The sequence below is a fragment of the Sulfitobacter dubius genome, assembly GCF_027214245.1.
Taxonomy (GTDB): domain Bacteria; phylum Pseudomonadota; class Alphaproteobacteria; order Rhodobacterales; family Rhodobacteraceae; genus Sulfitobacter; species Sulfitobacter dubius_A.
In genome coordinates this window covers 1-12597 of record NZ_JAPWHM010000017.1, presented here as the reverse complement: position 1 = coordinate 12597, position 12597 = coordinate 1, and the positions used below count along the sequence as shown (strand labels likewise).

The 12597-nt window shown below is 51.2% G+C and carries 7 protein-coding genes; 4 read left to right on the top strand and 3 right to left on the bottom strand.

All coding sequences use genetic code 11. The annotated features are described in order from the left end of the window. The first annotated feature begins 115 nt into the window (after positions 1–115). Positions 116–1921, top strand: a complete 1806-nt coding sequence (locus O4H31_RS19265) for a DUF4214 domain-containing protein (RefSeq protein ID WP_269348149.1) — start codon at positions 116–118, stop codon at positions 1919–1921. A 591-nt stretch (positions 1922–2512) separates the two neighbouring features. On the opposite strand, the gene O4H31_RS19260 is transcribed toward O4H31_RS19265, so the two are convergent. The 3 genes from O4H31_RS19260 to O4H31_RS19250 form a co-directional block, all read right to left on the bottom strand. Continuing rightward, positions 2513–4717: a DUF3131 domain-containing protein gene (locus O4H31_RS19260; protein ID WP_269348148.1), complete on the bottom strand. Its 2205-nt coding sequence runs from the start codon at positions 4715–4717 to the stop codon at positions 2513–2515. A gap of 326 nt (positions 4718–5043) precedes the next feature. Then, positions 5044–8316, bottom strand: coding sequence for a glycosyltransferase (locus O4H31_RS19255; RefSeq protein WP_269348147.1), 3273 nt, complete (start codon positions 8314–8316; stop codon positions 5044–5046). Positions 8317–9447: 1131 nt separating this feature from the next. Continuing rightward, on the bottom strand, positions 9448–9930 hold the full coding sequence (locus tag O4H31_RS19250) for a DUF995 domain-containing protein (protein WP_269348146.1): 483 nt from the start codon (positions 9928–9930) through the stop codon (positions 9448–9450). 266 nt (positions 9931–10196) lie between these two features. Between O4H31_RS19250 and O4H31_RS19245 the strand changes: the two genes are divergently transcribed. From O4H31_RS19245 to O4H31_RS19235, 3 genes are all read left to right on the top strand, one after another. After that, positions 10197–10556 (top strand): H-NS histone family protein, encoded by a 360-nt coding sequence (locus tag O4H31_RS19245; protein WP_269348145.1) that lies wholly within the window; start codon positions 10197–10199, stop codon positions 10554–10556. Positions 10557–10930: 374 nt separating this feature from the next. Further along, complete coding sequence (locus tag O4H31_RS19240; protein WP_269348144.1) at positions 10931–11779, top strand: DUF4214 domain-containing protein; 849 nt, start codon at positions 10931–10933, stop codon at positions 11777–11779. Between the two features lie 324 nt (positions 11780–12103). Beyond that, on the top strand, positions 12104–12496 hold the full coding sequence (locus O4H31_RS19235) for a hypothetical protein (protein WP_269348143.1): 393 nt from the start codon (positions 12104–12106) through the stop codon (positions 12494–12496). Positions 12497–12597 lie beyond the last annotated feature (101 nt).

The following is a 12597-nucleotide window of genomic DNA, read 5'->3' as shown; positions in this document are numbered from 1 at the left end:
AACCAACCACGATCAGCAAGTGCAAAGAGTAGCTTAAACTACGCCAGATCCTGTCCAACAAATGGGGAGTAGCTCAGAATTCTTGCCGTGCACTACCGTCATTAGAAGTGGTGAGATGACAGATATTTTAGGCGCTCGAACAATTGAAAGGTTTCCCATGGTTTCTCCAGGTATCAACACCGAAACAACATCAATGACCGGGACAAGTGGCAACAAAAGCATTGATGCCCTCTTAGCCCCTCGAGAACCTTTGCAAGTCCCCGTTTCTGAACGAGATGAGGTGAATGGGTTAACAATAGCAAAGTGGGGTGGCCCGATCGGCTGGGGCGCTGAGCTTAGCTTCAGTTTTTTCGACGAGGCCTCGACATTCGCCTCCCCTTATCCATCTCAATATACTGACAATATAGGCGAAATGAGTCTTCCCCTCGAGGCGGCCTTCAGAGCTGCTTTGCAAAGCTGGGCTACGTTTGCTGATGTCAGTTTTGCCGAGATTACAGAGACATCGACAAGCGTGGGCGATATTAGGATCGGTGTATCCTTGTCCAACCCGAATTATCCCCCCGACAGCCTCAGCGCTGAGGCTGTACCCCCGGCAGTCCAAGGCCTCCATGCTGGCGATATATTTCTCGCCGGAGGATTTGAGAGCCTGCAAGAAAGTGGTCTCAAACCCGGCCAGTTGCCTTATCTTACGGTATTGCACGAACTTGGCCATGCAGTTTTTAATCTTGGAGACGTATCGGCTTCGCAAGGTTGGAATAATGAAACACTCCCTGCAGGATTGAACTACCGCTCTCAGACAATCATGAGCTACGCGGTTCTCCCCAGCATCACCGAGGAAGACATTTTCGCAAACCAAGGAGATCTTTCCTATTTTCCAACCACACCCATGATCTTGGACATACTCGCGGCTCAATGGCTCTATGGTTCAAACATGAGCACGCATCTTGGAGATGACACCTATGTTTTCACCCCTTCCCAGACATACCATGAGACGGTCTGGGATGCTGGGGGAATAGATACGTTTGACGCCTCTGCGACCAACGCCGGTGTGTCTATCGATCTTAAGCCCGGCACATTGAGTGATGTGGGCTCAACGATTACCGCAGCGACAAATTCTGGTACAACAGCCCTTACTGAAACCGTCGGCATCGCGTTCGGCGCTTTTATAGAAAACGCCATTGGAGGTGAGGGATCAGATGACTTACAAGGTAATGAACTCAACAACATCCTTTGGGGAGGCGGCGGCGCAGACGTTATAGGCGGCGGCGGCGGCAGTGATGTATTGGTAGCCACATCACAATTGGCGCAACACGGGACGGGAGACACCGCTTCCTTTGATGGTCGGTCGGATACCTTCGATATCGTGGGCGGGATTGATTATACTGTCGTTACCGCGGCAGACGGCAGCAGAGACAAGCTCTTTGGGTTTCAGTTCCTCCGTTTTGATGACCAGTTGATTGAGCTTAGCGCAGGTTCGGCGCTCGCGGAGGCGGGGCGCCCCGAAGATTTCGTCATCGCTGAACGTGTGGCTTTGCTCTATGAAGCAGCGCTCAACCGAGATGGGGCGATCGACCTTCCCGGACTTAATTTCTATATTGATGTCACGCAAAGGGATGGTTTGTCAGATGAGTTCTTGGCGGCAGATCTTATGACAAGCCCAGAGTTCTCCGCAAACTTTGGTGACGCCACCACCCTGTCGAACGCAGACTTTCTTGAGCAAATTTATCTCAACGTTTTGGACCGGACCTCAGATTCCGCTGGAAGGCAATTCTACCTGGAACTGTTAAATGAGGGGGTGATTAGCAAAGCACTGGCGCTGGCAGACATTGCCATTAGTCCAGAGAATACTGTGGAATCGACATCTGTCCTTATGGGGTTGTACGAGACCAACACCGGAGACTGGGGCTTCCTGGCCCCCTAGCACATATGGCCACATCGCAACGGGTCGAACCCAGCCCCTGTATGTTAGCATACATCGATACGGCCGATTGCGAAAAGGGACCCGCGATCTATCCTGTGCAGGTACTGCTTAGCTTTGGCTGCGCCGCTATACGCACGTCGCGCGGAACCCGTCCGGCTAGTTGACGAGATAAGCGTTTTTGAGCAAACTGTTATATCCAGCATAACCGTCCACTTGGGGAATGCCGGAGTAGCCTTTCGCCCGAACAATCGTATTTAGCATGTTAATGTTTTTGCTCTGTGCTCGGATCTGCGGATTGAGAATTGCGTATGTAGTACTCCCGTGCTTCGTCTATGAAACCGTAGAGTTCTACATATTTGATCAATGCCTTCTCTAGCAACTTTATGCGTTCTGGATCACTCATAATCTCTATCCTTTTGGCGCCCCCTATAAGCGGCTCAGTTGTACAATAGCGCGCAATGCCCATAAGCTATTGTTCAATCTGTCTATCATGCAGCTATATAGCAAATGCTTTTGAGGCCGCCCTCTATCGACCTAGTCTCCAGAATGATGCCCGGAAACCTTAAGATGTGAGCCGCTTTGGCTGGTATGCTAAGAACGCTGGAGCCTAGAAGCAATCGACTGAAGAATAACGGCGTTTGTATTGATATCACTGTAGGTTTTGCTTGGCTCCCCAGTCCTTTGGTTGATGCTGGACGCAAAACCGTAACGAGTTTTGGCCTTGTCCCTGACAACAGAAAGCAATTCTGTGCAAAACGGATGATCTTTATAGGCAGACCACAAGTAGGCCGCCTTTGAACTGATCGAAAGATGCTCTTCTCTGAAAGCCTTCGTGCGATGTTCTTTCAAGCCTGCAACTGTGTCGGTAGCCCAAACCCTTCCGGACGCATCAAACTGTAAACCTTGGTACAAAAACCACGGGGAGCTGTTGATGGGCCCTTCTGATACGCAGATTAGTCTTCCGGTTTTATCATATTCTTCGAGCTGAGCAGCAAATAAAACATCGGCGAGATAGGCTGACTCGGGAGACATGCCAAACTCCAGCGCTTCCATTAAAAGGGGTTCAGCACCAAGGGGGCCTATTCGACCGCTGACCTCCAGTAATGCCATTCGTCCATCAGATAGGCTCGTCCCCTGAAACACTTCATAGGGCGATTTGACTTCAATGCCCCAGGTACGGAACGCCCAAGCGGCATAATGCGCACAATGGGAGCGGAAAGTGGATGCCAGAGCGCCCTCTTCCACTGAGTAGATGACGCCGTCTTTTACGACCTCTTTAAGGTCCCAAGCCGCAACGGTGCTTGCTGCGCGGCCCTTTCCTAAAGGATGGATGTCGAGATTGTATAGAGCCGCTAACAGCCGCCCAGCATCACAGCCGTCAAAGTTACGATTGCCCCATTTGAACTTGTCCGTTGCAATCCAACCTTGAGGCAGCAGCCGGCCTTGGGAGCGCCTCCCGGCAAGGTGAGGCAAGATATTTCTGATTGAACGCTGAAATGCCTTGGGTGAGATGAGCTCCAAATCTACAGCGGCCATCAAAGCGAAGATGTGGCTTCCTGCATCCCACATCGTGACTGTTTCGTGCAGCCTCTGGTGCCCGGGTGCAGAATTTGCAGTTGCAGGGCAAAGGCCAGTCTTAGGGTTGGTCCACTGTTCAAAATATGACCAAGCAACCTTGGCATCTGCTATTAGCCGCGCCCGTTCTTTCTCATCCGGCGCGTCAGGCGCTCTCACCATCTGATGCTGATAGGCCTGTGTCCTACGGAAATGTGTAATGTAGGGGCCCATGGGAACAAGGCTTTTTACATAGTCAGGGAGCGAAACAAAATGGGACATGCCATCCTCTTGGATTGCATGGATCGCACTTCTAAGAACTGCTCTGTGAGACCGATTGCGCAGAAGCTTTGCGGAAATGGCGAGGACACAATCTGCCGTGCCGATCGAAGCTTCCAGCTCCCCGTCCAAGGAACGAACATCCCGGAGGTGAACGGTAGGCAAGCCTAAGATGTTATTCGAACTCAGTCCGACGTCGGGCTTTTCCTTGAGCTCCGCCGCAATGCCATAGGTTGTCTTTGTGCTCATCTGGGGGGGCGGGCCCGGCATCTCTTGAGAGAGCATAAAGAGCTCGAGAGGCGCGATTGCAAAAGCCTCCTCCTCTAAGGGGATCCAATATCCAGAGATTGCGCTTGAGGAGGTTTCCTGTCCAAAGCTTGATGGTAGCCCCACGCCAGCCAACTCGCGTCGAAAAGCAGTTAAAGCGTCCTGGTCCTCTGGCGTGGCATCTGACCCCAGAACAAAGTGTAATCCTATATTCCGCCGATAGGCATAGGCATCTCGGAACTGAATATCAGAGGCAAGAATTGGGCTTACCCAATGATTGCCCGCTTTGTGCAGTACCTGTTTTGCAAAAGCGGATGCTGCTATGCCAAGGCTTGCGAGAGGAAGGCCACGCAGGTCTTCGGCAGACAGGTAATATACGCGCTCTACGGGCTGGTCTTGCGGAAGGCTGTAGATGGCCTTCTGAGACTGCAGCCGTATCCTCTGGCCGCCTACTATTCTGGCGACGCCATCCTTCCATGCCTCTGGCCGCACTGGAGCACTTGCATGTGGGCGCATCAAAACATTGCGAATGCCACTGGCTCGCACCCCTGATGGGGCCACGGTTGTGGGTAGCATATCGCAAGCAATGGTTTGACCTGCCGCTGCATGTTTGGGTCGATCTACAGGGCTCCATAATGCCGCCTGCAAGGCATGCTGGGTATCGTGAACCGCCCGCGCTTGAAAATAGGGGGTCATGCCTCCCAGTTTCCTTACCAGAGGTATAACCTGAAGCAGGCCAGGGGTTTGTTGTAAACGCGTTCTTAGCATACGGCAAAGCGCGCTATCAGGCTTTAGCAGACCTAGGTGGAGGGGCTCGGGATCAACGATACATGTAGCTGGTAATCCACTTCGCACGAAAGCATCGATAACAATGGCAACCCGATCATGATCGGTGCCGTTGTGCAGGTTATCGATCATGACAAGAGTATTTTGAGGCGTCGCACTGGCTCCGTGAGCCATGAAGGTCTGCGAAAGCAGGAGGGGCGCCGCTGTACCCCATGTCAAGAAAGTCCGACGTTTGATCATGTCACCTTTGCCTGGTCGAACTGAAAACCTACGCGGGTCATGCGTCCCCAGCTTGCCAAAGAGCCCGTTGCAGCGCGCCATAGCGCCCGGATCACCGCGATATACAAAACTTGGCGATAGAAAATTCGCTGCATTGGTAGCAAGAGCAACAGGCGCCGATCTTCTTTGGGGTCCAGGCGGAAGGCAACAATTGCACTTATAATTTCCAGTGTGGGAAGGGCCAAGTAGGCAACAATCAATGGGTTGGCTACAATGTCCATATAATTTTGGTCCGCCCCGCCGACGTTCGCAAAAAACTCTATAATAAGGAGTACCAGAAACAGATCAGCCAAAGGTGCTACAAGCGGCATAAGATACCCAAACACCGCCAGATCAGGAAGAGCGACGAAACCTAGATTGCGGCGCTCCATGATTGCTCCCGAATGCTTCCAGCCGGCCTGCATCATGCCAAGAGACCAGCGCAGCCGTTGGGTCATCAACGCCTTGAGAGATGTAGGTGTTTCAGTAGTTGCAATAGCACGATTTTCATAGATCACCTGATAATCTGATCGTATCATCGCCATGGTCATATCGGCATCTTCGGTGAGCGTTTCAGTCGAAAAAATACCTGCTTCCATCAAGGCTGTGGTACGCCATGCCCCGATTGCGCCTGGCACGACATTGATTGCATTGAGATGTTCCTTAGCGCGACGTTCAACAGCTTGAGCGGTGATATATTCAAGCGCTTGCAGGCGTGTAAGAAGATTGCTTCGATTGCCCACCACCACTCGGCCAGCCACCGCCCCTACTTTGGGGTCGGTGAAATGTGCGGCCAGCAAACGAACCGCATCAGGAGCGATCTGTGAATCTGCATCAATGCAAATCAGCACCTCGCTCTGAGCCTCGTCCAATGCTGCATTAAGAGCTGAAGCCTTACCACGGTTTGGTTGGCGCAAGACAGTTACAAGAGGATGATAGGCAAAGCTTATGGCTTTCTCATAAGTATCATCGGTCGAACCATCATCTACCACGATAATATCAAAGTCAGGATACTCCGAGTATAGAGCTTTACGGATACATTGCTCGATCACGCGTCCTTCATTGTACGCAGGGATAACGATTGTGACCGAGGGCTCATGTACTGATGGCGAGGGTACATGAGGCTGGCGCCGTGCTGCCAAGAAAAGAAGACTGACCGAGCGGAAAATTCCAATCGTGAAGACGGTCCAAAAGGCAATCTGGAGAAGTGACCAGCTGTTACCTACAGCGAGGAAGGACATGCTGCCGAACGTTGCAGTCACACGATCACCTTCAGGCATCAATATATCAGGCGGCACCCCTAAGAGATCAGCAAGGGTGGTAAAGGTGTACCCTTTCGCCCGCAATTCAGAGATTACTCGGGGAAGAGCGGCTACAGTCTGGCTTTGGTCGCCTCCCCCGTCATGTAGTAGAACAACCCCCCCTGCATTCGCCTCAACTTGTCGAATGATCTCATTCGCTAGCTCATCCGCGGTTTGTGTGACCCAGTCCCGCGGGACTACATCCATTCCTGCTATCACATAGCCCGCTTCTTCCAGCGGCAGTAGAGATGCAACCTCACGAGAGGTGATCGGGCCGCCACTGCGCATGTAAGGCTCACGATAAAGCCGCATGTTCCTACCGGTTATGCCATTGACCAGCAATTGTGTTGAGTTGACCTCTACCTTCGCGCGAGATGCCGAAACCTCACCCATATTTGGATGAGCATAGGTGTGAGAGCCCAGCTCATGGCCCTCTTTGAGAATGCGCTTTAACAAATCCGGGGACGCAAGAGCATTATTGCCCAAAACGAAAAAGGACCCCGGCGTTCGAGTGTCGCGTAGAATGTCTAGAGCGGCCGGGGTGTGGTCAGGGTGAGGGCCATCATCGAAGGTCAGAACAACTTTATTCGGCTCTCCCGCTCCGTAGAGCCGTGTCGTGGCTGCCCGGGGCGTTTCACTGTATGTCATCGACGTGACGGCATTTGTGACAGGATCGGTCAAGATTGTCCGTTTGCCCACATGTGGCATGGAAACCGGCGCCACAAATGGGCCTCGTCCGACAAGCTCTACGTAATTTGATAGAACAATATTCTGTAGAGTTCGCCCGTTTAAATCAACATCGCGCATGGACTGATCTAAGACCGCCCAGATCCCTGGATCTTCGTAGCCTAACCCACTCAAGCCGATAGATCTGATGCCTTGGGCGCGCAGCGCAAGGATTTGGTTCTGAGCGGAGGCTGCGTCTGACATCCAGACCCGGTGCTGTAAGCCTTTAGTGTCAACGTAATTTGCCCGGGTATTGCCGGCCTCAGAAACAAATTCTGCAAAAGCTCCATCATTCGCGAGTGCTGACATGATTTTTGCAAAAGGCTGGATTACCGGCCGGGGACGGCCAGAGACCCAGTCAACGGTATGGACCCCGAGCTCAATGACCAATTTATCAGCAGCCACATGTTCTTGGAGAGAGGCAATATGCGCCTTAAACCACTCTTTGCCCGCAAGAGGCTGCGGCGCCGAACCCAACCAATACTTTTGGTATCCATTCACGATAACGGTATCAAAGAAGCGGTTTGCGATAACCAGCAGGCTATCCGATGCACTGCTTGGAAGCTTCACACAGGATGCTAAATCTTGAGCGTGCAGAGCCGAGACAAATTGCCGGCTCACTGTGCCGAAACCATCACCTGCAGAAACGAAGGGGCTCGCATCAAGGCAGTAGCCTCTTATGCCAGGGTTCTGCGGTGGAAGTGCAAGGAAACTTGTCAGCGCAGCTGCAACTTTTTCTGCCCCTCCGCGAGCGCTCAAAAGTCTTGATATTGCGGCGTCCCACTGAACGATGGGCATGATATGAAGCATGCTGTTTCGCTTGGCATACTCAAGGAGGGGATCACGGGTCTCGGAACTGACCCCTACGACCTGGGGGTCGCCTTCTGTAGCCGTAATATGAAACCAAGTTGGCAATGCGACATGAATAGTGCCACAGCTTTCTTGCAGAGATTTTGTTGCCCAAGGAAGATCTGCGGGCACAACAGCGTAGACTTTTTGCTCTCGGCCCGGCAGTGCGCGCAAAGCCCCTTCCCTCTCACCTCTTAAACATTGGTACTTTTGGCCTTGTTGTTGGGCATGAAGATCAATCGCTGCGATTTTGGGACCTTCATCACTGGTTTTCAGTGAATATCTTCTAGCATGAGGAGTCGTGCCTTGGCTCTTCAATACGCTGATAGGTTCAGGCAATGCAGCCTCTAAACCACCATCTAGTCCAACCGTCATAGCAAAAAAAGCCAGCCAAACGATTATACCAATTGCGAGAGTACCCGCAGAGAAAAGAACACGAGACCTTCTGCGGCGGCTAGGGTCTAAGAAGACTCTGTCAGATAAGCCACGGCTAGCGCGCGGCTCATGATACCCGCACTGCTGAGGGGGAGGTCTATCTGATCTTTTTTTTAGCCGTCCAATGTTCCGCATTATGCCTTCGCATCTATAATCCGTCGTATAGGAGCGTTTTGCGGTAAGGGGCCTGAATGAAGTTCTCTTAAGGAACTGAGGCATTTGGTTAAAAATTGAACATTCTGTCCCACCCCGAAGAATAGCGATCCATAGAGCGTGCGGTTATTCGAACGCTATTGCCGCGTTGTCTTAGAAGAAGGCCAGATGCTGCAGCTAGCCACAAAACTATACAAAGACGACTATAGAAAAAGGTGAGAGAGTGTCACTCAGTTGCCCAACTTACGCCCAATTTACAACCGAGGATTGCATCATTGTTTCTCATATGAGAATTCTGACACAACAATAAGGGGAATTGGTTACTTTGCCGCAGAAGGACGCAAAAGAATCAATGGTTAGAATTCCTATATACTTCTCATTTGCGCCATCATGATGCCTTATTTGGGGATGCAGAGGTCGAGAATCGTTGACAGCATTCCTCAGGATAGCCCACTGTAAGGCAGTCGTGTTCCCTACAGCACATGACTAACCCAGTAATGGCTGTAGCTTCGGCTACAGCCATTTTCTCTTTTTCTACACGAAAGTATTTTCACACTGAGGCTAGATTACAGCGGCTGGGACCCTGGGCCAAACCTGCCGCCATGGGTGTGGAAAGTTCACTTCGAAGGCGCAGACAGCCACGCTTAATATGAATGCGCCCAACGGACTGAGAAACTGAGGGTGGGTAAACTAAGATAGGTTTGTCGGTGTTTGAAAGGCATAGACGGAAATATTTGCGACTTCCCTTGAGGGGCCGTCTCACCATCGATTAATCCAACAAGCACCCGCTTTGGCCATTCTCGTCCCGCCCATGCAGGCAAAGGATACAGCACCCTTGAAAGCGCTGCGCCGAAGATAGATAACGGTAAACAAGTAGAGCTTTTGCGTAACTTGCGAAGCTCCGCCTCACATAGAACGTTATATACCCAACTTGTTTTTGAGAGCGGTGACTTCATTCTGATAGATGTAGCCGCGTGTCAAAGCCGGATCGCCTTTGATCGGCCACCATTCCGTTTGTCCGGGATAGCTGCGCCATACCCGATCAAAGCGGTCGACCACGTGCAATATGCAGCTCTTCTCCCCTTTAGAGCTGCCAGCGCGGCCATTATTGGGCCAATACCACGTAAGATCGTGGCACATTCGCCCATTGGCATCGACTGTCCACTGTCCCGCTCCTAAGCTATCGCTGCTTTGTGCGCACCAAACTCTCGCTTGGTTATTTGGCCCAAAATAGATCCCTCCTTGACAGTCAGCGTCCCATTTTTCTGTCTTCCCGATGTATGCCGCAACCACCTGATGAGCCGCAGGTGTCTTAGCGCCATACGGTAAGGGGTCAGCAATAGCGGTGACTGGAAGCACCGCAATGAGAAGTCGGACCAGCCACGATTTCCGATAATGCATAGACGTTAAGCCCTTTCAACAGGAGGAAATTCTAATGCAGATGGTCAGAAGTTTATGGCTCTAAGTCAATATGTATCCCTAATATGCAATAAAAAAGAGATCAGTTCGGAGCAATCCAGCAGGTCGCCCGAGAGCCAAAGCACTCCTACTTTTCAGTCAGTTTTACTCGTCAACGCATTGGAACAGCAAGATTTCCTTGAATAAGGCGCTCGGCAAGCATAAGAACTCAACCAGAGAGCACAGTCTCAATAGGCGATGGAAAAACTATGTTTGCGAAAAATGATCTAAAAGCAATGTCTCGCAAGGAGCTAGAGAAGCTTTTGAACGATGTGAAAAAAGCGCTAGCCTCAGCAGTCGCGCGAGATCAGCGAGAAGCAAAAAGGGCTGCCACGAAAGCTGCTGCTGAGTTTGGGTTCTCTCTAAACGAAATTTCCGAGACTGCTAGCCCAGCCCCTAAGAAGTCGAAAGTTAAGTCGAAGGCTGCCAAGAAACCTTCGAAACCCGTTTTTGCCAATCCAGAAGATAAAAATCAGACTTGGACTGGCAAAGGGCGTCAACCCAACTGGTATCGCGCTCAGGTTGAAGCGGGCACTGCGCCTGATAAGATGCGAATTGTAAGCTCGTAAAATTTTTAGGCTTCGTTAGGCGCGAAAGCCTAAAAGGCCTTGGCCGTATTTTTTCTATGAGCATCACGGCGATCTGCATAGCGATACACCCATAGCTGGTTGATACCTACGCCACTCACCTTCGCGCCGAAGTGGTTTACACAGGCTCAAACCAATTTAGAACGACTATGTGTGGCCATTCATGAGCCTGAAGGGCCTTTATGACCCCGTGCGAGAACAGCCAAGCAAGGCAAAATTTCTGCTTGCGCGCCACCTTTTGGACATTTTTCTAGGCAGCTTTCACTAAACTTAGTACCTTCAGAAGGCATAGCGATTCCTCAGCAAGGGTTGCATCGGAATTGCTTGATAAGATTATTCTTTTCAGGAGTTTCTAGATGAATGAACTAACTGTTGGCGATATTCGCCCCCTTCTTTCCTTAGCCGCTAACAGCCCGCTATTAAATGATGCAGAAGGCCTCGCTTCTCAGTTGAGAGGCATTCTAACCAGTCTGGGGGTGGAGATCACCCCAGAGCTAGATGCGTCGCTGTCCTTGATCGAAGAAAACCCCATCCTTGTCTCTGCAGGCGTAGAGGAGCTGCGAAGCGCTATTGAGGATTTGCCGGACTCTACTTTGCTCAGTGACGTTGAGGGCTTCGGCACCCTGGAACCCGGTAGCGGCTCCGAGGTCACGCAAGACCAAAATGGAAACGATATTCAGACGTTTAATTTGCCCTTTAGCGGGACGACCATATCGGTTGAAAATGAGGGTGTGACGGTGACTGTGCCCGGAAGCGAGCCGCAAAAGCTCGTCGGTCTTGACCGCCTTGAATTCACTGATGGCACTCTGTTTTTGGATATCGATGATGGGGCTGGACTTGTCAAAGTTGCCTATGATGCCCTTCTCGGGAGCAGCCAGCCTGATGCCACTGGCTTTGATTTCTGGCTTGATCTTTATGAGGGCGGTACGATTGATGTTTTTTCGTTAACTGATGCCTTCGCTCAGACCGATGCATTCAATCAGCGATACGGCGCCATGCTAAACGACGCTGAAGCATTAGTTCAGTCTATCTACAATAATTTATTCCAGCGCGAAGCAGACGAAGCAGGGCTGACATTCTGGAAGGAGTTCCTTGATGCGAACGGCGTTGCAGATACGGTAGACGATGCACTTGCCTATATGATGCAATCAGAAGAGTTTGCAGCCCTTGTCGGCACAACCTATTCCGAAGGTATCTTTGTTTGAGGCAGCCTTAGGTGGGGCGGCGCCAATCTCCGCCTCACTTTAACTGAAGCGTATCGTATCCGGCCCTCTCAGAACTGGAGGTTTCTCAATTGGGGACTTTCGGCTTTGTGAAATCCCAACGTTTCATAAAAATAGTGTGCGTTTTGTCCCACATAAGCCGATTATCTAGCACCATCTACCCAACCCGGACTTGCTAGATTGCATCCCTGTCCTCCAACCTTCAAGGAGACGGCCAATAGAGCCGATGCGGTATTCTTGATGGCCTAGAGCAGTAAAGCACTAGTTGGCGGGCAACATGTCACAGTGCGCAGACAGGGTTGGATCATGGAAACTAAAGCTTCTTATATCGGACTGCTTACAGCAGTTTTTATGTGCATTAATACGCCTAATGACCTTCAAGCGCTTGAGCTGTCAGACGGCAGTTATGAAACCTTTCAAGATGGGGGAGAGGGCATCTTGAAGATTTTCGACGGCAAAGCAGTACTGCAGGTTGAAGGAGATGCGTGTGGCGGTCGGGTCACTGGCAAACTGATCTCCTCCATAGATGGAGATCTAAGCTTCAGTCAAAGCATTGGAGAAGACCGCTGTACGCTTGTTTTGCGCGGCACCGAAACGGGAGCAATAAAAATCATGCCCGGCCAGAGCTGTTCAAACTTTCATGGTGCAACCTGCAGCTTTTACGGGGTCCTCAAGCAGCAAACAATGGCACAGCACTGATCCCCGGCCATTCTGCGGGCATACCTAGGCTCAGGACCCATTGATTATCGTGGAGCCGCATGATTCACCGTCCGAAAACGGAGCGGTGATATGTCTGATCT

What these genes read in the sequence shown, in the direction of transcription:
- O4H31_RS19265 (WP_269348149.1), top strand. Translation starts at nt 116, where the DNA reads ATGACAGATATTTTAGGCGCTCGAACAATTGAAAGGTTTCCCATGGTT.
- O4H31_RS19260 (WP_269348148.1), bottom strand. Translation starts at nt 4,717, where the DNA reads ATGACCCCCTATTTTCAAGCGCGGGCGGTTCACGATACCCAGCATGCC.
- O4H31_RS19255 (WP_269348147.1), bottom strand. Translation starts at nt 8,316, where the DNA reads ATGACGGTTGGACTAGATGGTGGTTTAGAGGCTGCATTGCCTGAACCT.
- O4H31_RS19250 (WP_269348146.1), bottom strand. Translation starts at nt 9,930, where the DNA reads ATGCATTATCGGAAATCGTGGCTGGTCCGACTTCTCATTGCGGTGCTT.
- O4H31_RS19245 (WP_269348145.1), top strand. Translation starts at nt 10,197, where the DNA reads ATGTTTGCGAAAAATGATCTAAAAGCAATGTCTCGCAAGGAGCTAGAG.
- O4H31_RS19240 (WP_269348144.1), top strand. Translation starts at nt 10,931, where the DNA reads ATGAATGAACTAACTGTTGGCGATATTCGCCCCCTTCTTTCCTTAGCC.
- O4H31_RS19235 (WP_269348143.1), top strand. Translation starts at nt 12,104, where the DNA reads ATGGAAACTAAAGCTTCTTATATCGGACTGCTTACAGCAGTTTTTATG.